Raw genomic sequence first — 22,829 nt, 5'->3', positions numbered from 1 at the left:
TTTTATGTCTTTTTATCTTATTTAAGAAGGCTCTTTTTATTAAGTTATCAAGGTGCGAAACTTAAGTAAATATAAATGACAGAAGTGGTACAAATCCAGATTCTTTTGATAAGTGAATTTTGCATCTGATCTGATGAAAGCCCGCCCGCAAAATGTCAATAGAAAAGCCATCTCCCGGCATGTCACAACTTGTGATTTGGTTGGAGATGGTTTTTAATAATCACATTATAATTTTTGTCCATAATACTTATCCAGGGAGAACCCTCGTCCTAAAATTTCGGATGCATTGATAAAAATGACGAATGTTGACGGTTCTTCTTTTTGCAGTACTTTTTTTAGCTGAACTGCTTCCTGCTGTTCGGTGACACATAATATCATTGTTTTGTTCTGATTGGAGTAGCCTCCGACGGAACGAACTTTGGTAAGTCCACGATCAATGCTGTCATGGATCAAGGATTGAATTTTTTCTTCTTCCTCCGTAATGATTAATATCAGTTTCGATGCTGAAGTCCGTAATTGCACAAAATCAATTGTTTTACTTGTGATATAAATACACATGAGAGCAAATAAAGTAAGCTCTAAATTGAATACGATGATAGAAGAAACAACGACAAAGCCATCGACAATTAGTTGGGAATAACCACTGGAAAGCCCAGTAAACTTCTTAACAATCTGAGCAATGGCGGCTGTACCTCCAGTAGAACCATTTCCTTTATAAACAATTCCGAGACCAGTACCGAGAACAACCCCGCCATAGATAGCACCTAGTAGTGGATTAGTAATGGTGTACGGAATATCTGCACTGAGAAAAATGATAAATGGTACCCAAAAAGTTCCGAGTAATGTTTTCCAACTAAAATCTTTTCCCATTGCAATCCAGCCAATGACAAAAATCGGGATATTTATGAGAAATTGAGTAAATGCGGGACTCATCCCGTACACTTCAAATAAAATGGTACTTACTCCGGAAATCCCCCCTGCTGCAAGCTGTGATGGGAGTAAAAAAATGTTATAGGACAGGGCGACAAGTGTTGCACCAAAAATAATTTTGAAACAATCTATCGTTGTTTTATTAAGATGTTGTGATGACTTATGCATGATATATTATCCCCTTCAAGTTAGACACATCTATTATTCTATCATTGACGGGGAAGGCAGTAAATAGGTTGTGTGATGACTAAAAACAACTTAAAGAAGCTAATTTTAAGTTTCGAACTTATTGTGATTCGCAACATTTATAGTTGCCACAAGTTTCGTTAAAATCTTTCGCTCAACGTAGATAGTATAAAAACTAATTTTCATCAAATCCTAAACCTGAACAGAATGATTCTGTTCAACTACCCCGAGGAGTGATCAAAGATGGCTAAAGACAATAACAGAAATGAATTGTTGGTGCCTGGTGCGGATAATGCAGTGAACAAGATGAAAGCGGAAATTGCAAATGAATTCCAAGTACAACTTGGAGCTGACACGACTGCACGTGAGAACGGATCGGTGGGAGGCGAAATGGTCAAACGAATGATCAAAATCGCCGAAGAGAATATAGCTAACGGAAACAAATAGCCAGCAAGAAGCTTGTCTTATTCATCAATAATGAAAAAGGCGAGTGAGAAAAGATGGTGTCCAATTATTTTCTTGGACACCATCTTTTTGTGGCCTGAGAAACTATTTATCCTGTTAAATTAAGCTTTGAATAGACATGATTTTTTTAACAAAATATAGCCTTCTCCCTTTAACAGCTGTTTCATATTTTTTCTATGCATACCATTTTCTTACTTTTTCATCCGTTGGCAGAAGATAGGGTAAAAAGCCTAATAATGGCAGGGTAGAAATAGCAATCATGGTTGCTGTTAATCCGAATATATCAATGAAAGATCCAAGCGCAACAGATCCAATGGCGCCCATGCCAAATGCGAGTCCCACGATAAGCCCGGACATTGTGCCAATTTTCCCCGGGACGAGTTCCTGAGCATATACAACAGTTACCGAAAAGCTTGACATAAGCAAAAATCCGATCAATGCTAGCAATAAAATGGAACTGACTGGTCCGACGTACGGTAAGATTAACGCCATTGGTGCAGGTGCGAGTAAAGAAAATAAAATGACTTTTCGCTTACCAAAATCGATCGGCTAAAGGGCTACCAAAAAAAGTCCCGACAGCGCCCATGGATAAAAAAGTAAAAATATAAATCTGTGCTTTTGCAATCGTCAGTCCATAGTTTTCAATCACATAAAAAGCATAGAAATTAGAAATAGCTAGCTGCCGCATACCAGGACCGGACAAACACAAGAAATACAAGGATAATGAGTGCTCCCTTAATGGCTTTTGAGACATTTCTATTTGGCTTTCTTTTTGATCGCTTTTTTTACTATTGCTTGCCAATACCTGCATTTGTTCAGCATACCATTTGGCAATATACATCAGGAAAAACACGGCTAACCCAGCGATTAATGTAAACCAAATCGTCCCAAACTGTCCAAGGGGAACAAGAACCAGAGCAGTAATAACTGGTGCCAATGCCTGACCAGAGTTTCCACCGACCTGATAAATCGATTGAGCAAGACCTCTCCTCGTACCTGCAGCAAGATATGCTACCCGTGACCCCTCCGGATGAAAAATTGCTGAACCTAATCCGATAAATAGCACGCTTAACAGGATCATCCAAAAATTTGGTGCAAGTGCCAATCCAAGCATGCCGACCATACTGCTGGTTAGACCAATTGGAAGAACGTATCGGCAGGAGAGCGGATATATCGTCTGGAGAGCAAATATATCAGCAGGAGAGCGAATATATCGGCAGGAGAGCAGATATATCGGCAGGAGAGCGGATATATCGGCAGGAGAGCGGATATATCGGCAGGAGAACAGATATATCGGCAGGAGAGCGAATATATCGGCAGGAGAACAGATATATCGGCAGGAGAGCGAATATATCGGCAGGAGAGGAAATATATCGGCAGGAGACCAGATTTATCAGCAGGAGAGCAAATATATCAGCAGGATAGCGGATATATCGGCAGGAGAGCAAATATATAGGCAGGAGAGCAGATATATCGGCAGGAGAGCCAATATACATGCCGGAGTCCAGACACATCATCAAAAAAACAAAGATTCCACAACAAAAATCCCCTAAACACTAGGTTCAGGGGATTTGCCTGTTCGATTTATGCATGCTTTACCTTACTCGGCTCACTTACTTTTTCTACCCAATCAAATGGATCTTCAGCTCTGCCGTATTGAATTTCTGTTAACGTGTCGTATATTCTTTTCGATAATTCTCCGGTCTCTCCGTTGTTGATAACGAGGTGTTCTTTTCTCCAGGTTAATTGTCCAATTGGTGAAATAACAGCAGCGGTTCCTGCTCCAAACGCTTCTTCTAGCTGTGAGGATTTGTATGCTTCATGCAATTCATCGATGCTTATTTTACGTTCAACAACCGGGATATTCCAATGCTTCAACAACTCAATGACTGAATTTCTTGTTACACCTTCCAGAATACTTCCGTTTAGTGCAGGGGTAACAACTTCTCCGTTAATTTTGAAAAATACATTCATACTGCCTACTTCTTCAATATATTTTTTTTCGACACCATCAAGCCATAATACTTGTGCATAACCTTCTTTTGCAACGACCTCCTGTGCTTTAAGACTGGAAGCATAGTTGCCACCGGTTTTTGCTTCACCAGTTCCACCTATAACTGCACGGACATATTGACTTTCAACTGCAATCTTCACTGGGTTGATTCCTTCTTTGTAATACGCACCGACAGGCGATAGGATGACGATAAATTTATAATGACGAGATGGTGCAACTCCTAGATATGGTTCTGTCGAGATAATGAATGGGCGTATATACAGTGAGGTTCCTTCTGCAGTAGGAATCCAGTCTTTTTCCAAAGCGATGAGTTCTTTAATTGCTTTTAGTGCAAAGTTTTCATCAATTGGTGGTATACAAAGACGATCGTTCGAGCGATTTAAGCGCTGCAGATTTCTTTCCGGACGAAATAATTGAGCGTCACCATCTGGTGCAATATAGGCTTTCAGACCTTCAAACACCGATTGACCATAGTGAAAAATCATTGCGGATGGATCTACTTGTAGGGGTTGATATGGTAAAATGCTCGCATTATGCCACCCTAAAGGATCTGAATATTCCATGACAAACATATGGTCCGTAAATTCTCTTCCAAACTCCAATTGGTCTGTTTTAGGCTTTTCTTTCAATGACTCACTTAATTCCACACGAATTGTCTGTTCCATGGCACTATCTCCTTGTTGTGAAAAGTTTCTATCAATCATAAGGTATTTTCCGAATTAACGCAAGACTTAATTTTTTATAAAGGGACTATCTACGGTCAACTTCATTTTTTAAAAAATAATTGCAAGCGCTTAACCACTTGATTTAGATGGTTTTATTTTTTAAATAAAATAAATACATTGAACTATAAGAAAATTAGTCATATAATTATCCGAAAGAAGGGTGGGATTACATAATGACAAAAGATTTACGAATAAAGAGTCATGCATTTGATGGAACTATGAGGGCACCAAACCGTGCTATGCTGCGTGCTGTTGGCTTAACGGATGAAGATTTTAAAAAGCCAATGATTGGGATAGCTGATACAGAGAGTGAAGTTACGCCATGTAATGTACATTTAGGCAGTTTAGCTAAAAGAGCCAAAGATGGTGCAAGGGAAGCTGGAAGTGTACCATTTCTTTTTCATACGATTACGGTGTCTGACGGTATTTCCATGGGAACACAAGGGATGCGCTATTCCCTGCCGAGCCGTGATATTATAGCGGATTCGATTGAAGCTGTGGTTGGTGCAGAAAACTTCGATGGACTCGTAGCGTTCGGTGGCTGTGATAAAAATATGCCTGGTTGTATGATTGCAATTGCCAATGCTGAGATTCCATCAGTTTTTGTATATGGTGGCACCATTGCACCAGGAAATCTTGATGGAAAAGATATTGATCTTGTGTCCGTATTTGAAGGTGTGGGAAAACATAATAACGGAGAAATTGATGATGCAGAATTAAATAGAATCGAATGTGCTGCATGTCCTGGTGCAGGGGCCTGTGGTGGGATGTATACCGCAAATACGATGGCGTCTGCAATTGAAGCACTTGGCATGAGTTTACCGGGAAGCTCCTCACATCCGGCAGAATCCAATGAAAAAGCAATCGACAGTGAAGAGGCAGGCAGAGCAGTGTACAACCTGCTGGAAAAAGGAATATATCCAAAAGATATCATGACGAAAGAAGCATTTGAGAACTCCATTGTTGTGGTCATGGCACTTGGCGGATCTACAAATGCCATTCTTCACCTGCTTGCAATTGCGCATGCGATTGAAGTTGATTTAACGATCGATGATTTTGCCCGTATTCAAAAAGAAGTCCCACATCTTGCTGATCTGAAACCAAGTGGCAAGTTTGTTATGCAGGATTTATTTTATGCTGGTGGGGTACAGGCTGTAATGAAAATGCTCTATGAAGAAGGGTATTTGCATGGGGATTGTTTAACAGTTACCGGGAAAACACTTGCTGAAAACCTGAAAGATGCACCAGGGCTTGCAGAAGGTCAGGAGGTTATTATGTCCTTTGATAAACCAAAACGTAAGGATGGTCCGTTAATTATTTTAAAAGGTAATTTATCTCCGGAAGGCTCTGTTGCAAAGGTTTCTGGTGTAAAAGTAAGCCGCCATACTGGTCCTGCACGTGTGTTTAACACAGAGGAAGAAGCAACTGCTGCAGTAATGAAAAATGAAATTAACGAGGGAGATGTATTGGTCATTCGGTATGTTGGTCCTAAAGGTGGACCAGGAATGCCTGAAATGCTCTCGATCTCCAGTATTTTAGTAGGGAAAGGACTTGGCGAAAAAGTTGCTTTATTAACCGATGGCAGATTTTCAGGAGGAACACATGGGTTAGTGGTTGGTCATATTGCACCAGAAGCACAAGTGGGTGGACCAATTGCATTCCTGAAAGAAGGCGATCTCGTTACAATTGACTCAGAGAAAAAGGAATTATCCTTTGAAGTCTCTGAACAGGAATTAGAAACACGTCGCAAAGATTGGGTCGAACCGCCATTATATAAAAAAGGTGTATTGGGCAAATACGCACATAATGTATCAAGCGCATCAAAAGGTGCTGTTACTGATTATTTGAATAGATAAATTAAAGTATGAAAGACTTCAGTTGATTTTTGTTGACTGGGGTCTTTTTTGGTTATCCTTGAAAATTGGGGACTGCGGTAAGACGACCCCATCGAATAGAATGTCTCTCCACGCTCGAATGGTCCGAAAACACTGGTATAACCGAACGCATAAATAGTCACTCTACTTCCGAACCTACTGAAACCCAGTTCGACCTGTCCGTGAGAGCGCTTCTCAAGGACAAAACCGCCCCAAATCCCGCTCAACCTGTCCGTGAGAGCGCCTCTCAAGGACAAAACCGCCCCAAATCCCGCTCAACCTGTCCGTGAGAGCGCCTCTCAAGGACAAAACCGCATCAAATCCCGCTCAACCTGTCCGTGAGAGCGCTTCTCAAGGACAAAACCGCCCCAAATCCCGCTCAACCTGTCCGTGAGAGCGCCTCTCAAGGACAAAACCGCCCCAAATCCCGCTCGATCTGTCCAAGAGAGCGCCTCTCAAGGACAAAACCGCCCCAAATCCCGCTCAACCTGTCCGTGAGCAAGCATGCCCCTACAACCAAACAGAAAAAAATTACTCACTCACATAAAGCAACTTGCTAATAACACCCAATATATTACAACTCACCGAACATAAAATAAGCCCAAATTAAATTTGTAATCAAATTGTAATATTCGACTAATTTTTTTACAGTTCCTTGAAGTGGCGTCATTGTAAGCGCAACCAATTTATTAAATAAATCAAAAGTATCAAAAAACTCGAAAAAAGTTTTAATAAACCTGTTGACCTTTCCATAAAATCGTTATATGATTATTCGCAATATATCAGTTAAGCAAATGACGAAAAATGAAACAATAAAAATTATCTAAATTTTATTACTTGACTAAAATTTGCATAGAACGAACTCGATGACGGGAAAAAAGGAACATGTTTATTGTATTTACAGAGATCTAGGGTTGCTGGAAGCCTAGAAATACATATTGTTCTGACATCATCCCTGAGTGCTAAGTTGAACAGATTACTCTAACTAGACTTGGCCAGGTGCATTCACATGTACCTGTTATCAAAGAAGCTGATTATTAGCTTCTGAAGGTAGTATTCGCAAGAGTGCTATAAACCTGGGTGGTACCGTGAAAAGATGACGCTTTTCTCCCCAATAATTCTGAATTCATGCAGATTTATGGGAGAGAAGGGTCTTTTTTAAATTCTAACTATTTGAGGGAGGTAAGATCAATGAAAGTGAAAGAAAAACAAGCGGCAATTGCGACAGATGAAATGCTTAATGGGGCAGATTTGTTTATTAAAGCTTTGGTGGAAGAAAATGTTGAAACTGTATTTGGATACCCGGGTGGTGCTGTCTTACCAATTTACGATGCATTATTTCGGCATGAGTTTCCCTTTGAACATATCCTCTTTCGCCATGAGCAAGGGATGATTCACGCAGCAGAAGGTTATGCGAGGGTCACAGGCAAACCTGGAGTGGTCATCGCAACTTCGGGCCCGGGAGCAACAAATCTGATTACTGGAATTACCGATGCAATGATGGATTCATTGCCGCTTGTTGTTTTTACTGGTCAAGTTGCTAAAAGTGTTATTGGGACAGATGCTTTTCAAGAAGCGGATGTTATGGGAATTACAACACCAATAACAAAATACAATTATCAGGTGCAGAACATAGCTGATTTACCAGCTACTGTGAGTAAAGCATTTCATATTGCTACAACCGGAAGGCCGGGGCCAGTACTCATTGATATTCCTAAAAATATATCCCAGGAGATGACAATAGGAAAGTTTGATAACCAATTTGAAGTACCTGGTTATCAGCCGACGCTAAATCCGAACCCATTGCAAATTCGCAAATTAGCAAGTGCATTGAGTAATGCAAAGCGTCCCGTATTACTAGCTGGTGCTGGGGTGACAATTGCCGATGCTGCTGAAGAATTGAAAGAATTTGCAGAAAAATACGATATCCCGGTAGTAAATACATTACTAGGACTTGGAAGTTTTCCGGGAAATAATTCATTATCACTTGGAATGGGTGGGATGCATGGGACGTATGCAGCGAATATGGCCATGTATGAAGCGGATTTACTCATAAATATTGGTGCCAGATTTGATGATCGACTAACAGGAAATACGAAACATTTTGCTCCACATGCACGAGTGGCACATATCGATATCGATCCAGCCGAAATAGGCAAAATCATTTCAACAGAGATCCCAGTGGTTGCCGATGCTAAACAAGCGCTGAATTCCATTCTGAATTGTGATATTGAACAACCGGATCATACTACATGGCTTGAAAAGTTAGGATCAAATAAACTGAATTATCCATTATGGTATAACCGTTCGGAGGATAAAATTTCACCACAGTGGCTAATCGAACAAATCCATCATGCTTCAAATGGTGAAGCGATTGTTGCGACAGATGTTGGACAGCATCAAATGTGGACGGCGCAATTTTATTCCTTTGATAAACCCCATAATTGGATTACTTCCGGAGGGCTTGGAACGATGGGATTTGGGCTACCAGCTGCAATCGGTGCACAAATTGGCAGACCGGATGACACGGTTGTTGCAATCCTAGGGGATGGTGGTATCCAGATGACGATTCAGGAACTGGCGGTTTTGTTTGATAAAAACCTTCCAGTGAAAGTATTCATCGTAAACAATGAAGCACTTGGAATGGTGCGACAGTGGCAAGAGAAGTTCCATGGGGAAAGGTATTCTGAATCGCTGTTAACAAAAAACCCGGATTTTGTAAAGCTTGCAGAAGGCTTCGGGGTACGCGGGTTAAAGGTGGATAAAGAAGAAGATGTGCCTGAAATGCTTGAAAATATCTTTTCCTATGATGGACCGGTAGTTGTTGATTGCCGGATAGATTGGAAGGAAAAAGTATTTCCGATGATAGCTCCTGGCAAAGGGATTCATGAAATGATAGGCGTGGAGGTGGAGAAATGAGAAGAATTATAACTGCTACTGTTCAAAACCAAAGCGGTGTGCTTAATCGAATTACTGGCATGTTAAATAAGCGCCAATTCAATATTGAAAGCATTACTGTTGGAGCCTCCGAAATAGAAGGGATTTCTAAAATGACCTTTGTTGTTGAAATTAGTGATCAACAAAAGCTGGAGCAATTAACCAAACAATTAAATAAGCAAATTGAAGTACTAAAAGTATCTGATATAACAGATAAAGCAATTGTTGCAAGGGAATTAGCATTAGTCAAAGTTGGTAGTAGTGGTCAATCTCGTGTTGAAATTCAAGGGATTATCGCACCATTCAGAGCATCCATCATCGATGTAAGCAAAGACAGCCTAGCGATCCAGGTAACTGGAAAACCAGATAAAATAGATGCTTTAATCTCATTACTCAAACCATATGGCATTAAAGAATTGACCAGAACAGGTGTTACAGCATTTTTAAGAGGACATCAACCAGAACAGCAGGTTACAGAAATTCATTCATTTTCAATCTAAAAATTAAATGTGGAGAGGAAGATTATCATGGCAAAAGTACTATATGAAAAAGATATCCAAAAAGAGGTTTTACAAGCAAAGAAAATCGCAGTAGTAGGTTATGGATCACAAGGTCATGCACATGCACAAAATCTTCGTGACAGTGGTTATGATGTGGTGATTGGTCTTAGACCTGGTAAATCACAGGAAAAAGCAGAACAGGATGGATTCGACGTTTTTTCAGTAGCAGAAGCAGTAAGCGGAGCAGATGTTGTCATGGTGCTTTTACCAGATGAGCTTCAGCCGAAAGTATATTATGAAAGCATTCAAGCCAATTTGAAGGCAGGTAGTGCACTCGCTTTTGCGCACGGCTTCAATATTCACTTTACTCAAGTAGTGCCACCACTTGATGTTGACGTATTCCTTGTAGCACCAAAAGGACCTGGACATTTGGTTCGCCGAACATATGAAGAGGGTGCTGGAGTTCCTGCACTATACGGCGTGTATCAGGATGTTACAGGAAATGCGAAGGAATTAGCACTTGCCTATTCAGAGGGAATTGGTGCAGCGAGAGCAGGTGTGCTTGAAACAAGCTTCCAGGAAGAAACGGAAACCGATTTGTTTGGCGAGCAAGCAGTGCTATGTGGTGGGGTTACCAGCTTAATCAAAGCAGGCTTTGAAACACTAACAGAAGCCGGATATCAGCCAGAGGTTGCTTATTTTGAATGTATGCATGAAATGAAATTAATTGTAGATCTACTGTACGAAGGTGGACTTGAAAATATGCGCTATTCGATTTCTGATACAGCACAATGGGGCGACTTCGTTTCCGGTCCGAAAGTGGTTAATGAGGATACAAAGGCTAGAATGAAGGATGTTCTTACAGATATTCAAAAAGGAGAATTTGCGAAAGGCTGGATTCTTGAAAACCAAGCAGGCCGCCCACAATTTAACGCAATCAATGCACAAGAAAATAAACACCAAATCGAAACTGTTGGAAGGGAGTTACGTGATTTAATGCCTTTTGTAAAAAACCCATTGCATGGAAAACAAAACAAGCAAAAGGATGTGAAGGAACATGTCAAAAATTAAGATTTTCGATACAACATTGAGAGATGGCGAACAATCACCAGGCGTTAATCTTAACCAACTGGAAAAACTGGAGATTGCCAAACAACTGGAACGTTTTGGAGTGGATAGAATGGAGGCGGGCTTTCCCGCTTCCTCCAAAGGGGATTTTAATGCGGTAAAAGCGATCGCTGATACGATAAAAGATACATCTGTCATCGGCTTGGCAAGAACAGTGAAATCTGATGTTGACATTGCCTGGGAAGCATTAAAAGGTGCCGAAAGTCCGAGCTTGCATCTGTTTCTGGCAACATCACCCATTCATATGACATATAAACTGAAAAAGACACCTGAAGAGGTTATTGATACAGCAGTTGAAATGGTCAGCTATGCCAAGCAAAAATTTCCGACAGTTGAATGGTCTGCAGAAGATGCAACAAGGTCTGATTGGAATTTTCTGGCTCAAATTATTGAGCGTGTTATTGATGCCGGTGCTACTGTGATTAATTTACCTGATACGGTTGGCTATACAACACCGGATGAATATGGGGAACTGTTTCGTTTTATCAGTGAGACGGTACCAAATATTGACCGTGTTAATCTTTCCTGCCATTGCCATAATGATTTAGGAATGGCTGTTGCCAACTCGATTGCGGCAGTGGAAAATGGTGCAACACAGGTAGAAGGAACGATCAATGGAATTGGTGAACGGGCAGGAAACGCAGCATTGGAAGAAATAGCTGTAGCACTGAAAATACGTTCTGATTTTTATCCATATGAAACGGATCTTAAATTAAATGAAATTAAACGCACCAGTGATCTTGTGGCAAAATTAACCGGAATGCATGTGCAGGCAAATAAAGCGGTGATTGGCCGCAATGCATTTGCACATGAAGCAGGTATTCATCAGGATGGGGTACTGAAAAATGCTTCCACCTATGAAATTATCACACCAGAAATGGTTGGTGTAAATTCAAATACGTTATTCCTTGGAAAGCATTCAGGGAGACATGCATTTAAAGATAAAGTTAATGAACTGGGAATTGAACTCTCAGAGGTTAAACTGAAGGAAGCATTTAATCTGTTCAAAGAGCTGACAGACCATAAAAAAGAAGTGACAGATGATGACTTATTTACGATATTAATGGAAATTCAAACAGATACATCAGCTGTCGAGAAATACAAATTGGAAATGTTCCAGGTACAATATGGATCCGCAAATATACCAACAGCAACTGTTTCGCTGAAAACACCTGTCGGAAAAACGGTACAAACAGCCTGCACTGGCCAGGGGAGTGTGGAAGCACTTTATAAAACATTGGACTCCTTAATTGAAGAGGATCTGAAATTGATAGATTACCAAATTAATTCAGTTGGTGGGGGAAAAGATGCACTGGCAGAATCACGTGTACAGCTTGTTGTCAACGGTGAAACGGTCAATGGAAGAGGATCCGCACAGGATGTTATTGAAGCATCTGCCAATGCATTTTTAAATGCGGTGAACCGTTATTTGGTACAGAAAAATTCTTCAGCTTTAAAGCAAGTAGTTAAATCGTAAGGGCTGGTTACCTAAGAGAAAACTGCTGGAACTTGAACCGCACTTAAAGTTGAGAGAACCACATTAAAAGTTGAGAGAACTACATTAAAAGTTGAGAGACGGCAGTGAAAGTTGAGAGAAGCACACTATGAGTTGAGAGAAACTGCTGGAACTTGAGAGAACCGCACTAAAAGTTGAGAGAACAGCATTATAAGTTGAGAGACGGCAGTGAAAGTTGAGAGAAGCACACGCAAAGTTGAGAGATCTTGTTGAATAATGAATAAATCTCTCAACTTCAAACCGAAATCTCTCAACTTGACGGGATTATCTCTCAACTTCAAACCGAAATCTCTCAACTTGACGGGATTATCTCTCAACTTCAAACCGAAATCTCTCAATTTCAGTGCAAACTATTTTTAAAAAAATGAGGAGGGGAGATTATGAATAAGCAAATTATTCTACTTCCAGGTGATGGTATTGGAAAAGAAATTATGGAGTCGGCGAAGCTTGTTTTAAATGTTATTGCAAGTGAATACGGTCATAACTTTACGTTTCATCAGCATGCGATTGGTGGCGATGCGATTGATCACTACGGCACACCTTTACCAGAAGATACCATTAAAGCGTGTCAACATGCAGACGCAATTTTGCTTGGTGCTGTGGGGGGAGGAAAGTGGGACTCCCTTCCAGGACATATGCGACCTGAAAAAGGACTTTTAGGAATCCGAAAAAAATTAGGGCTATTTGCTAACCTGCGTCCAGTAAAAGGGTTTGCGCCATTACTCAATGCTTCTCCACTTAAAGAAGAGATTGTTAAAAATAGTGATATTTTAATCATTCGTGAATTGACTGGTGGGCTATATTTTGGACAGCCAAGCGAGCGACGGGAAAACGGAAATGCCGTAGTTGATACACTTTATTATCATCGAAGTGAAATCGAACGGATTATTGATAAAGCATTTCAAAGTGCGAGACTGAGAAACAAACTGCTGACATCTGTTGATAAGGCGAATGTCTTGGAATCAAGCCGCATGTGGCGTGAAATTGTTAATGAAAAAAGCAAGGATTACCCAGATGTCACAGTAGAGCATCTGCTTGTAGATGCTGCTGCGATGAAGCTGATTACTTCTCCAAATCAATTTGATGTCATTGTTACGGAAAATTTATTTGGTGATATTTTAAGTGATGAAGCATCTGTCCTGACAGGATCATTAGGGATGCTTCCATCAGCAAGTTTGAGATCAGACGGTGTTGGTCTATACGAACCTGTTCATGGTTCAGCTCCTGATATTGCAGGAAAAGGGATTGCCAACCCACTAGGAATGATCCTGTCCGCAGCAATGATGCTTAAATACTCATTTGGTATGGAAGAGGAAGCGGAAGAAATTGAAGCAGCCGTTCAAAAAACACTTGAACAAGGATGTCATACGCCTGACCTGCATATTAAGGGCGGTAAACAGGTAGGTACAAAGGAATTAACAGAAATCGTAGTGGACAATTTAACAACAAAGAGTGTTTCAAACAGCATTTGCAGTATGTATGCATGAAGGTGGAGGTGTAGAAATGGGGAAACCGGAGACGATTGTTGATAAAATTTGGAAAAAACATCAGGTACATCAAGAGGAAGGGAAGCCGGATTTACTTTATATCGATCTTCACTTAGTTCATGAAGTAACCTCTCCGCAAGCTTTTGAGGGGTTACGCCTGAACAAGCGAAAGGTACGTCGTCCGGATTTGACATATGCGACAATGGATCACAATGTTCCAACAAAAAATCGAGACGTTATTAAAGATCAGATTGCTCAAAAGCAAATGGAGACATTGAGAAAAAATTGTGAGGAAAATGGGATAAAATTAGCAGATATGTACCATCCTGATCAAGGAATTGTGCATGTGATTGGGCCACAGCTTGGATTAACCCAACCAGGCAAAACAATTGTTTGTGGGGATAGTCATACATCAACACATGGGGCATTTGGTGCACTCGCATTTGGGATTGGCACAAGTGAAGTGGAACATGTATTAGCAACACAAACGATCTGGCAGGAAAGACCGAAAACAATGCAGGTGCAAGTAGAAGGTGAATTAAGACCAGGGGTTACTGCGAAGGATTTAATTCTGGCAATCATTGCTAAATTCGGTGTCCGATTTGGCACGGGCTATGTACTGGAATATACGGGTGAAGCTGTCAGAAAACTTTCCATGGAAGGTCGTATGACGGTCTGTAACATGTCGATCGAAGCAGGTGCAAGAGCCGGATTAATCAGCCCAGATGAAACAACGGTTAATTTTTTAAGGGGAAAAGAATACGTACCTGATGGAAAAGCATTTGATGAAGTTGCTGGAGAGTGGTTGGAGCTGGCTACTGATGACGGAGCTCATTATGATGAAACGGTAACCATTAATGCGGCAGAAATTGAACCACAGGTATCATGGGGAACAAATCCTGGAATGTGTGTGCCTGTGAGTGGTGCCACTCCAAATTTAAATAATGTGGAACATAGAGAAGATGTGGAACGTGCACTGGAATATATGGGACTTAAAGAAAATCAGCCGATTACATCGATTGAGATTGATCATGTATTTATTGGCTCCTGCACGAATTCCAGGTTAAGCGATTTACAAAAAGCAGCGTCTATTGTGAAAGGAAAACAAGTGAAAACAGGTGTCAGAGCAATCGTTGTACCTGGGTCATTCAGTATTAAACTGCAGGCTGAACAAGAGGGATTGGACACCGTTTTCAAACAGGCTGGCTTTGAATGGCGAGAAGCAGGCTGCAGCATGTGTCTGGCAATGAACGATGATATTGTTCCACCAGGCGGCAGGTGTGCATCCACTTCAAACCGGAATTTTGAAGGCAGACAGGGAAATGGCGCACGTACACATTTAGTGAGTCCGGAAATGGCGGCAGCTGCAGCAATTGAGGGACATTTTGTAGATGTTCGCAATTATTCGGAACTCATCAGTTAGGAGGCATCAGAACTCATGGAGGCAATTAAGGAACATAAGGGTCTGGTTTATCCTTTAAACCGGACAAATATTGATACAGACCAAATTATACCGAAGCAATTTTTAAAACGAATCGAACGAACTGGGTTTGGCCAATTTTTATTTTATCATTGGCGATTTGATGACGATGGTCAAAAACGTTCTGATTTTGCATTGAATAATCCAAAATATGCAGGTGCATCTGTCCTCTTAGCCGGTGAAAATTTTGGTTGCGGGTCATCCAGGGAACACGCACCTTGGGCATTATTGGATTTTGGATTTCGTGTGGTGATTGCACCAAGCTTTGCGGATATATTTTATAATAATGCATTAAAAAATGGAATTATCCCGATTAGCATGGATGAAGCACAATTAAGTCAGTGGATGAAGCTTGCTGAGACTTCAACATTAGTATTGGATATAGATTTAGAAAAGCAGCGAATCATTGCTGAGGATGGAACAGAAATACAATTTGATATCCCTGCATATCATAAGGAAAAACTGTTAAACGGCTGGGATGAAATTGCGTTAACATTGCAGCACGAGGATAAAATAACTGCCTATGAAAAAGTAATGTAATTTTGTAACAGGTGAATAACCTCTAGTGAAAAGTAATGTAAATTTTGTAACAGGTAAATATTCGCTTATGAAAAAGTAAATTTAATTAATCAGCAGGTAAATAATTGCTTATGAAACAGTAATCTAACACAATTTTATCAGGTAAAACAAGGAGAGTGAATCCATTGGGGATTGCGAATTAACAGGTGAAAAAGTTCATACAGCGATGAAACGGTTGACTTCCATCGTTCACCGGACACCATTACTTACATCAGAGACTACAAATAAATTAGTTGGAAAAAATGTTTATTTTAAAATGGAAAATCAACAAAAAACAGGTGCATTTAAGTTTAGGGGTGCAAGCTTTAAATTAATGCAACTGTCTGAGGAACAACTGAACAAAGGTGTCATTACAGCATCTGCAGGGAATCATGCCCAAGGAGTTGCCCATGCCGCTGCTAAACTTGGTGCATGCGCAACGATTTTTATGGCAGAAAAAACACCACTGGCCAAAATAAATGCAACCAGAAATTACGGGGCAGAGGTTGTATTGACGGGGGAGTCTTTCCAGGAAGCATATGAAGCCTCGTTGAAAAGACAATTGCAAACAGGTGCTGTTTACATTCATCCATTTGATGATTTTGACATTATGGCGGGGCAAGGATCGATTGCAATGGAAATGCTCAGGCAGGAAGATCGAATGGATACACTAATTGTGCCAATCGGTGGTGGTGGTCTGATCAGCGGAATTGCAGTTGCTGCCAAATATGTAAATCGGAATATAAAGGTAATCGGTGTACAGGCGGAAGGCGCTTCAGCGATGTATGACAGCTACCATTCCAATCGCGTGAGGAATGCAAAATCGGTATCTACTATTGCAGAGGGGATTGCGGTTAAGCAACCAGGGAAGAAAACACTGCCGATTATCCGTGATTATGTAGATAATATTGTAACCGTCACAGATGAGGAAATTGCTTCAGCCATGGTTTATATGCTTGAGCGTAATAAGACATTAATTGAGGGTGCTGGCGCTGCCGCAATCGCCGCATTGTTTGCCTATAGTAATCAAATTAAATCCAGACACTGCGGAGTCATTGTCAGTGGAGGAAATATGGATATTGGAACAATGGCTAAAATACAGAGAATGGCTGAGAGGTTACATCATCCGGCGTAGGGTTTTACCTGAAAAAAATCATCATCAAGAAGCTTATTTTTAAAAGGAAAATTATTTCTTTATATGGCCAGTTACTTTCCTAATGATATTAATAGAGGGAAGCAACTGGCTTTCATTTTTTTTGGGATTTTTTCTACTGATAGTTACAGACTTTTTCAGAAGAATTTTATTACTGTCCGTAAACCTGTCGAAGTTTTCTTTCGTGTTGGGCATTTTTACTTGTTAAAAAATCAACAGTTTCCTGTGCTTCGGTTAATTCTATGCGATAACTGTCGAACTTTGTCTCAATGCTTTCCCATCGTCCTTCTAGTTTATCCAGTCGATTCTCTACGTTGTCGAGCCTCCTTCTACTTTGTTTAGTCGCTCGTTTACTTTGTTAAAACATTCGTCCACTTTGTCGAATCGCTCATCCACACGATTTTCTAATCGTACTGTTATTTGATCCAATTTTTTAGTGCACCTAAAACTACTTGTAATTCTGTTTGCTCCATTTGTTTCCTCCCCACTTAAAAACATTATAATCTATAGTAATAACTTAGGATAGTTCTCGTCTATTATATAAAACTTCATTTTCCAACCAATTAATATAAGTGAATTCACTGCTTATCTCTACAAATTATATATATACGGGAAAGCTTACTATCAAAAGCAGGTTCTGGTATGTAAAAAATTTTTTACTAACTTGCAGAAAAAATAACTCTGTTCTCCGGACGATAAAATTCGCTCTCCCGGCGATATATTCATTTTCCGGGCGATATTTTCGCTCTCCGGTCGATATTCTCATTTTCCGGACGATAAATTCGCTCTCCCGGCGATATCCCCGATCTCCGGACGATAAATTCGCTCTCCCGGCGATATCCTCGCTCTCCGGACGATAAATTCGCTCTCCCGGCGATATTCTCGTTCTCCCGGCGATATATTCGTTCTCCTGGCGATATTCTCGTTCTCCGGACGATAAATTCGCTCTCCCGGCGATATCCTCGTTCTCCGGACGATAAATTCGCTCTCCCGGCGATATCCACGATCTCCGGACGATAAATTCGCTCTCCCGGCGATATTCTCGTTCTCCGGACGATAAATTCGCTCTCCCGGCGATATCCTCGTTCTCCGGACGATAAATTCGTTCTCCCGGCGATATTCTCGTTCTCCGGTCGATAAAATTCGCTCTCCCGGCGATATCCACGATCTCCGGACGATAAATTCGCTCTCCCGGCGATATTCTCGTTCTCCCGGCGATAAATTCGTTCTCCCGGCGATATTCTCATTCTCCGGTCGATATCCTCGCTCTCCCGGCGATATCCACGATCTCCGGACGATAAATTCGCTCTCCCGGCGATATCCACGATCTCCCGGCGATATTCTCGTTCTCCGGTCGATATTTCACACGCTCCGGTCGATATCCCCGCACTCCTGGCGATAATCCACACGCCCCAGGCGATATCCCCGCACTCCGGTCGATAAATCCGCTCTCCCGGCGATATCCTCGCTCTCCGGACGATAAATTCGTTCTCCTGGCGATATTCTCGTTCTCCTGTCGATATCCTCATTCTCCGGACGATAAATTCGCTCTCCCGGCGATATCCTCGTTCTCCTGGCGATATTCTCGTTCTCCCGGCGATATCCACGATCTCCGGTCGATATCCCCGCACTCCTGTCGATAAATTCGCTCTCCCGGCGATATCCCCGCACTCCTGTCGATAACTACGCTCTCCCGGCGATATTTCACGCACTCCGGTCGATAATCCGCGCGCTCCTGGCGATATCCCCGCACTCCTGTCGATAACTACGCTCTCCCGGCGATATCCGCACGCTCCGGTCGATATCCGCACGCTCCCGGCGATATCCCCGCACTCCGGTCGATAAATTCGCTCTCCCGGCGATATCCGCACGCTCCGGTCGATAATCCGCGCGCTCCTGGCGATAATCCACACGCCCCAGGCGATATCCCCGCACTCCGGTCGATAAATCCACACGCTCCTGGTGATATCCCTCGCACTCCAGTAGATATCCTCACCGATCGAGCAGAAAAATCCGCTCTCCTTACAGCAATCCGCTCTACTCCACCCGATAAACCCATACCTCCCAAGGCAGCCCCTCCTGCTCAAAGCTCTCTTCAAACGCCAGTCCATTCTCTTCATAATTTTCAATCGGCAATGCGGAAAACACGTAGTCTCCGCCCAACTCTCGTAATGCTGCTGTATTAATATCCAGCTTTTCAATCATTTCGCCGCTGTTTTTCGTAAACAGGTAGTTTTTCCCAAGCTGCCCGACATACATATATAACCGGCCACCCCATGTGTCAAAGTAGTTTTTCAATGCAGGACTTTTCTCCAGTTCTGGTACAATAATTTCCCTAAACTGATGCTTGTATTCGAGTGGAAAGCTGTTATTGTACGTATCCAATGTGTAAAATCCATTGTATTGTGCAATAGTTGGATGCATGCCGATACTGACAACACGGTAGTCGGATTGATCCATGCCGATATATTCCTCTATTTCTGTAAAAAGCTCCTCCGAGTAAAATTCTTTATACGTCGGTGTACCGATCTCGCTATATTTGCTTTCCTCATTCATATCAAAGAGTATCCAGCATTGCATCACAATCAAACAGGCGACAAGCACTTTGCCAAATCGGAGATGCTTCCATAAAACAACTAATGCCAAGGCAAAACAGATGTACCAAATTGCTGGGTCGAAGAAGTGTATGCGACTGAAATTAAAGGTGTTGGCAATCATGAAATTATCTTTGACGACACGCCAGCCTTCCCAATACCAGAATGCATACCATAAAGAAAGCAGCGCATTAAAAATAAATAATCCAAGCAATAGCTTCGGCTTTTCACTCTTATATGCTGCTACTAAAAATGCCATCCCAATTACAGGAATAATAATCATTGCATGTATCGCTAAATCATGTGTATGTCCATTAAAAAAATTATCGATAAATAATTCAATTGTCCCGGGCAGGTCTTTATGTCCAAGGCTGTTTTCATTGCGATGTGACGTAAAACCTTGATCGAAAAACATCGAAAAAATAAGCAGATAGTTTTTCACAAGGTAAATAACGGTCATGGAAGCAGTAGCGATAAAAAATGGCCAGTTCACTTGCTTCAAACGAATCCAATCAACCAACCACAACACACTCACTGAACCAAGGAAGAAAACCATTGTCAAAATGAAATTTGAAAAAAACGGAAAAAGAAATAATAACACCCAATACTGCTTCGGTGTTTGCCACCCATATTTCCTTATCGTTAAAAAGATATATAGTGCAAGCGGCAACCCTGCAATCGACAGCATTCCAGATGGCCAGAATGGAAGCATTGCAAATCCAAGGGCAACACCAACAGTGACCCAATCAGGTACCGTTACACGAGTAATAAACTTTTTCAACAATAAATACATGCCGAAAAAAGCAGCAAATCGCATGATGGTTTGACCAATTGTATAGGCTGTCATCGGCTCAAATAGATAATATAGCCAGACCATAGCGTCAAATCCTGAGGCAAGGGCGCTTCTTGGCAGTCCATTAATGACATTAGGCAAGGCTTGATCTGTCAGGCTGAAAATCTGTCCGCTTTCCACGAGCAATTTATACCAGACAATATTGGAATCAAGATTATCATGGATGCGAATATGTGTGTCCTCACCTAAAATATAATAGGGAAGCAGGTAGCCAATAAGGATCAGGCACCCAATCAGGATATATTTACGCTTCATAAAATTGGTATACCGTGTTGACCACATGGGTGATAGCCTCTTCTCCGATTTTATAATAGATTGGCAAGCGCAGGATTTTCTCGCTTTCGCTGGTTGTATAGTTATCCTGACCGATAAATTTTCCAAACTTTTTCCCTGCATAGGCGGAGTGTAATGGTACATAATGCGTGGCAGCCATTACGTTATTTTTATCAAGAAAAGCAATCAAATTAGTTCGCTCGCTCTCGTCCTTTGTTTTGATATAAAACATATGCCCATTATGTTCGCAAGTCTCCGGAACAAAAGGTCCTGATAGTATCCCGTCAGCTATTAATGGCTGCAATCCTTCCTGGTATTGCTCCCAGGAGCGCAGGCGATCATCATTTATTTGCTCCGCATGCGCCAGCTGAACGGACAGAAAAGCCGCATTTATATCACTTAATAAAAAGGAGGACCCAATATCACGCCATGTGTACTTATCGACCCTTCCTCTAATAAACTGTGAGCGATTTGTTCCTTTTTCCTGTAAAATTTCTGCCCGTTCAATCGTGGAAGCATCATTAATGAGAAGGGCACCACCTTCCCCGCAATTATAATTTTTCGTCTCATGAAAGCTGATCGTTCCAAAATGGCCGATTGTACCAAGTGGCTGGTCTTGATAAGTACTCATTAAGGCCTGGGCAGCATCTTCAATAACCCACAGTCCGTGAACTTCCGCAATTTTCATAATTTCATCCATATCACAGCTAACACCAGCATAATGAACAACAACAATTGCTCGTGTCTGCTTTGTAATCGCTGCTTTTATTTTTTCCGGATCAATGTTCATTGTGAGGGGATTCACATCGACAAAACGAATGGAAGCCCCCCGAAGTGCAAATGCATTGGCAGTTGACACAAAGGTGTAGGAAGGCATAATCACTTCATCCCCTTCACCAACCTCTGTTAACAATGCAGTCATTTCAAGTGCAGCAGTACATGACGGGGTAAGAATGGCTTTTTCACAACCTAAGCGCCCCTCAAGCCAATTGGTACATTTTTTACTGAATGGGCCATTGCCGGTAATTTTTTCATTGGCAAGTGCCTGCTGGATGGCGATTGTCTCTTGACCAATCACACACGGTTTATTAAATGGAATCATCCTCATCACCTCATCACCATAATGCCTAATACTATTAAAAGAAAACCAATTCCTTTTTGCAGCGAAACAGGTTCCCCGAATAAAAATGCCGAAAGAATGAATACAAGTACAAAGGATAGACTCATAAATGGATAGGCATAGCTAATATCGAATTTCGTCATTGCCGCCATCCAGGATAATGCTGCCAGAAAAGCAGCGAAGAATCCGGATAATATCCATGGATTCAGTAATAGCTGCAAAAGAAAGGTAAGTTTATCTAGCCAAGCATCCGGCAAACTTCCAGACTGATCGATTTTCCATTTTAAAATCAATTGACCATATACGGTAAAACATATCGTTCCAAAAATATAAACATAGCCCATATCTTACACTCCAACCGGGAGAGATCCATTTAATTTATGGTAAACATCGATCGTACTCCTCAAACGAAATCCGAGTGAGATAAATAAATTCAGGGAAGCTATATTTGCTGGAGAAATTGATGTTTTTAAACGGTCGTATCCTAAATTAAATTGTTCCTGTACACAATGACTGGTGAATGCTTTTGCCAGGCCTTTACTACGGAATTGCTTGTTCATGCCAAGCAGCAGAATTTTGTCACCCTCATAGGCAAAAAAACCTGCCAGCTCCCCTTGATAATGGAGGGCAATAATTAAATCTTTTTCAATCAGATCATTGACCCAATTCATATAGCGCCTGTCAGCCATATATGCCGGGATGTTAAAATCACGGTGAAAGCGACCGCTTGTGAATGCTTCTTCTGCAATTTCGATCATTTCAGTTGCATTAAAATTCCGCTCGAGACTTATTCCATCCTGCTTAAAAATGCGTAGATTTTCCTTTTTGCAAACAGGCTCCGTTAATGTATCGACATAATAAAATCCGTATTTATTAAGTAATTCCGTATTAGCCAAGGGATCTATTTTTAGTGTGAAATGTCCTTCCACCGCATTCGTTTGCTGTAATGCTTCTTCTGTTACATTGGTGAGTTCGTATGTTTCTACGTGAAAATTTCGTTTATCCCATGGGGTTGGCTGTAAATAGTTTTCCATGA

General features: G+C 41.3%; 21 protein-coding genes and 1 pseudogene. 11 read left to right on the top strand and 11 right to left on the bottom strand.

Going from position 1 to position 22,829, the window contains the following annotated elements; translation table 11 throughout:
* Positions 1 to 225: 225 nt before the first annotated feature.
* Complete coding sequence (locus tag AC6HVZ_RS12940; protein WP_497558583.1) at positions 226 to 1,098, bottom strand: YitT family protein; 873 nt, start codon at positions 1,096 to 1,098, stop codon at positions 226 to 228.
* 261 nt (positions 1,099 to 1,359) lie between these two features.
* Between AC6HVZ_RS12940 and AC6HVZ_RS12935 the strand changes: the two genes are divergently transcribed.
* Positions 1,360 to 1,563 (top strand): alpha/beta-type small acid-soluble spore protein, encoded by a 204-nt coding sequence (locus AC6HVZ_RS12935; RefSeq protein WP_497558582.1) that lies wholly within the window; start codon positions 1,360 to 1,362, stop codon positions 1,561 to 1,563.
* Positions 1,564 to 1,755: 192 nt separating this feature from the next.
* Here the strand turns inward: AC6HVZ_RS12935 and AC6HVZ_RS12930 are convergent, their stop codons facing one another.
* Positions 1,756 to 2,073 (bottom strand): hypothetical protein, encoded by a 318-nt coding sequence (locus AC6HVZ_RS12930; protein ID WP_497558581.1) that lies wholly within the window; start codon positions 2,071 to 2,073, stop codon positions 1,756 to 1,758.
* Positions 2,074 to 2,113: 40 nt separating this feature from the next.
* Positions 2,114 to 2,734: pseudogene (locus tag AC6HVZ_RS12925) on the bottom strand (MFS transporter); the annotation flags it as partial.
* Between AC6HVZ_RS12925 and AC6HVZ_RS12920 the strand changes: the two are divergent.
* A complete protein-coding gene (locus AC6HVZ_RS12920) occupies positions 2,694 to 3,134 on the top strand; it encodes a hypothetical protein (RefSeq protein ID WP_497558580.1) in 441 nt (146 codons plus the stop codon). The pseudogene AC6HVZ_RS12925 and the gene AC6HVZ_RS12920 sit on opposite strands and share 41 nt — an antisense overlap.
* Before the next feature lie 31 nt (positions 3,135 to 3,165).
* On the opposite strand, the gene AC6HVZ_RS12915 is transcribed toward AC6HVZ_RS12920, so the two are convergent.
* Complete coding sequence (locus AC6HVZ_RS12915) at positions 3,166 to 4,260, bottom strand: branched-chain amino acid aminotransferase (RefSeq protein WP_497558579.1); 1,095 nt, start codon at positions 4,258 to 4,260, stop codon at positions 3,166 to 3,168.
* 233 nt (positions 4,261 to 4,493) lie between these two features.
* Between AC6HVZ_RS12915 and ilvD the strand changes: the two genes are divergently transcribed.
* The 9 genes from ilvD to ilvA all read left to right on the top strand — a co-directional run bounded on the left by ilvD (position 4,494) and on the right by ilvA (position 16,935).
* Positions 4,494 to 6,176 carry a dihydroxy-acid dehydratase gene (ilvD, locus tag AC6HVZ_RS12910; protein ID WP_497558578.1) on the top strand — a complete coding sequence of 561 codons (1,683 nt, stop codon included), beginning with the start codon at positions 4,494 to 4,496 and terminating at the stop codon, positions 6,174 to 6,176.
* A 1,209-nt stretch (positions 6,177 to 7,385) separates the two neighbouring features.
* Entirely contained in the window at positions 7,386 to 9,113 is a 1,728-nt protein-coding gene (gene ilvB, locus AC6HVZ_RS12905) for a biosynthetic-type acetolactate synthase large subunit (protein WP_497558577.1), read from the top strand.
* Positions 9,110 to 9,631 (top strand): acetolactate synthase small subunit, encoded by a 522-nt coding sequence (gene ilvN, locus AC6HVZ_RS12900; protein ID WP_497558576.1) that lies wholly within the window; start codon positions 9,110 to 9,112, stop codon positions 9,629 to 9,631. Before ilvB ends, ilvN begins: the two co-directional genes overlap by 4 nt.
* 27 nt (positions 9,632 to 9,658) lie before the next feature.
* Positions 9,659 to 10,702, top strand: a complete 1,044-nt coding sequence (ilvC, locus tag AC6HVZ_RS12895) for a ketol-acid reductoisomerase (RefSeq protein WP_497558575.1) — start codon at positions 9,659 to 9,661, stop codon at positions 10,700 to 10,702.
* On the top strand, positions 10,689 to 12,236 hold the full coding sequence (locus AC6HVZ_RS12890; RefSeq protein ID WP_497558574.1) for a 2-isopropylmalate synthase: 1,548 nt from the start codon (positions 10,689 to 10,691) through the stop codon (positions 12,234 to 12,236). Before ilvC ends, AC6HVZ_RS12890 begins: the two co-directional genes overlap by 14 nt.
* Before the next feature lie 419 nt (positions 12,237 to 12,655).
* Positions 12,656 to 13,762, top strand: coding sequence for a 3-isopropylmalate dehydrogenase (gene leuB / locus AC6HVZ_RS12885; RefSeq protein WP_497558573.1), 1,107 nt, complete (start codon positions 12,656 to 12,658; stop codon positions 13,760 to 13,762).
* A gap of 16 nt (positions 13,763 to 13,778) precedes the next feature.
* Entirely contained in the window at positions 13,779 to 15,185 is a 1,407-nt protein-coding gene (gene leuC, locus AC6HVZ_RS12880) for a 3-isopropylmalate dehydratase large subunit (protein ID WP_497558587.1), read from the top strand.
* 15 nt (positions 15,186 to 15,200) lie between these two features.
* Positions 15,201 to 15,782, top strand: coding sequence for a 3-isopropylmalate dehydratase small subunit (gene leuD, locus AC6HVZ_RS12875; protein WP_497558572.1), 582 nt, complete (start codon positions 15,201 to 15,203; stop codon positions 15,780 to 15,782).
* Between the two features lie 205 nt (positions 15,783 to 15,987).
* Positions 15,988 to 16,935, top strand: coding sequence for a threonine ammonia-lyase (gene ilvA / locus AC6HVZ_RS12870; RefSeq protein WP_497558571.1), 948 nt, complete (start codon positions 15,988 to 15,990; stop codon positions 16,933 to 16,935).
* 616 nt (positions 16,936 to 17,551) lie between these two features.
* On the opposite strand, the gene AC6HVZ_RS12865 is transcribed toward ilvA, so the two are convergent.
* From AC6HVZ_RS12865 to AC6HVZ_RS12835, 7 genes are read right to left on the bottom strand one after another with little or no spacing between them, the layout of a single operon-like run.
* Positions 17,552 to 17,719, bottom strand: coding sequence for a hypothetical protein (locus tag AC6HVZ_RS12865; RefSeq protein WP_497558570.1), 168 nt, complete (start codon positions 17,717 to 17,719; stop codon positions 17,552 to 17,554).
* Positions 17,676 to 18,824: a hypothetical protein gene (locus tag AC6HVZ_RS12860; protein WP_497558569.1), complete on the bottom strand. Its 1,149-nt coding sequence runs from the start codon at positions 18,822 to 18,824 to the stop codon at positions 17,676 to 17,678. Before AC6HVZ_RS12860 ends, AC6HVZ_RS12865 begins: the two co-directional genes overlap by 44 nt.
* Entirely contained in the window at positions 18,719 to 19,021 is a 303-nt protein-coding gene (locus AC6HVZ_RS12855) for a hypothetical protein (RefSeq protein WP_497558568.1), read from the bottom strand. The genes AC6HVZ_RS12860 and AC6HVZ_RS12855 overlap by 106 nt, the downstream gene beginning before the upstream one ends.
* Positions 18,991 to 20,655 carry a DUF6044 family protein gene (locus tag AC6HVZ_RS12850; RefSeq protein ID WP_497558567.1) on the bottom strand — a complete coding sequence of 555 codons (1,665 nt, stop codon included), beginning with the start codon at positions 20,653 to 20,655 and terminating at the stop codon, positions 18,991 to 18,993. Before AC6HVZ_RS12850 ends, AC6HVZ_RS12855 begins: the two co-directional genes overlap by 31 nt.
* Positions 20,645 to 21,775, bottom strand: a complete 1,131-nt coding sequence (gene rffA / locus AC6HVZ_RS12845) for a dTDP-4-amino-4,6-dideoxygalactose transaminase (protein ID WP_497558566.1) — start codon at positions 21,773 to 21,775, stop codon at positions 20,645 to 20,647. Before rffA ends, AC6HVZ_RS12850 begins: the two co-directional genes overlap by 11 nt.
* 5 nt (positions 21,776 to 21,780) lie before the next feature.
* Positions 21,781 to 22,137: an EamA family transporter gene (locus AC6HVZ_RS12840; protein ID WP_497558565.1), complete on the bottom strand. Its 357-nt coding sequence runs from the start codon at positions 22,135 to 22,137 to the stop codon at positions 21,781 to 21,783.
* A 3-nt stretch (positions 22,138 to 22,140) separates the two neighbouring features.
* On the bottom strand, positions 22,141 to 22,827 hold the full coding sequence (locus AC6HVZ_RS12835; RefSeq protein WP_497558564.1) for a GNAT family N-acetyltransferase: 687 nt from the start codon (positions 22,825 to 22,827) through the stop codon (positions 22,141 to 22,143).
* Positions 22,828 to 22,829 lie beyond the last annotated feature (2 nt).

This window comes from Oceanobacillus sp. NCCP-135 (genome assembly GCF_059698015.1).
This window is presented reverse-complemented; position numbering and strand designations above follow the sequence as displayed.

Excerpts from the sequence above, each read along its gene's own strand:
- leuD (WP_497558572.1), top strand. The coding sequence starts at position 15,201 with ATGGAGGCAATTAAGGAACATAAGGGTCTGGTTTATCCTTTAAACCGG.
- AC6HVZ_RS12915 (WP_497558579.1), bottom strand. The coding sequence starts at position 4,260 with ATGGAACAGACAATTCGTGTGGAATTAAGTGAGTCATTGAAAGAAAAG.
- AC6HVZ_RS12920 (WP_497558580.1), top strand. The coding sequence starts at position 2,694 with ATGCCGACCATACTGCTGGTTAGACCAATTGGAAGAACGTATCGGCAG.
- leuC (WP_497558587.1), top strand. The coding sequence starts at position 13,779 with ATGGGGAAACCGGAGACGATTGTTGATAAAATTTGGAAAAAACATCAG.
- AC6HVZ_RS12835 (WP_497558564.1), bottom strand. The coding sequence starts at position 22,827 with ATGGAAAACTATTTACAGCCAACCCCATGGGATAAACGAAATTTTCAC.
- ilvN (WP_497558576.1), top strand. The coding sequence starts at position 9,110 with ATGAGAAGAATTATAACTGCTACTGTTCAAAACCAAAGCGGTGTGCTT.
- ilvA (WP_497558571.1), top strand. The coding sequence starts at position 15,988 with ATGAAACGGTTGACTTCCATCGTTCACCGGACACCATTACTTACATCA.
- ilvC (WP_497558575.1), top strand. The coding sequence starts at position 9,659 with ATGGCAAAAGTACTATATGAAAAAGATATCCAAAAAGAGGTTTTACAA.
- AC6HVZ_RS12940 (WP_497558583.1), bottom strand. The coding sequence starts at position 1,098 with ATGCATAAGTCATCACAACATCTTAATAAAACAACGATAGATTGTTTC.
- AC6HVZ_RS12890 (WP_497558574.1), top strand. The coding sequence starts at position 10,689 with ATGTCAAAAATTAAGATTTTCGATACAACATTGAGAGATGGCGAACAA.
- AC6HVZ_RS12930 (WP_497558581.1), bottom strand. The coding sequence starts at position 2,073 with ATGGCGTTAATCTTACCGTACGTCGGACCAGTCAGTTCCATTTTATTG.
- AC6HVZ_RS12935 (WP_497558582.1), top strand. The coding sequence starts at position 1,360 with ATGGCTAAAGACAATAACAGAAATGAATTGTTGGTGCCTGGTGCGGAT.
- AC6HVZ_RS12865 (WP_497558570.1), bottom strand. The coding sequence starts at position 17,719 with ATGAGAATATCGACCGGAGAGCGAAAATATCGCCCGGAAAATGAATAT.
- AC6HVZ_RS12850 (WP_497558567.1), bottom strand. The coding sequence starts at position 20,655 with ATGAAGCGTAAATATATCCTGATTGGGTGCCTGATCCTTATTGGCTAC.
- ilvB (WP_497558577.1), top strand. The coding sequence starts at position 7,386 with ATGAAAGTGAAAGAAAAACAAGCGGCAATTGCGACAGATGAAATGCTT.
- AC6HVZ_RS12840 (WP_497558565.1), bottom strand. The coding sequence starts at position 22,137 with ATGGGCTATGTTTATATTTTTGGAACGATATGTTTTACCGTATATGGT.
- ilvD (WP_497558578.1), top strand. The coding sequence starts at position 4,494 with ATGACAAAAGATTTACGAATAAAGAGTCATGCATTTGATGGAACTATG.
- rffA (WP_497558566.1), bottom strand. The coding sequence starts at position 21,775 with ATGATTCCATTTAATAAACCGTGTGTGATTGGTCAAGAGACAATCGCC.
- leuB (WP_497558573.1), top strand. The coding sequence starts at position 12,656 with ATGAATAAGCAAATTATTCTACTTCCAGGTGATGGTATTGGAAAAGAA.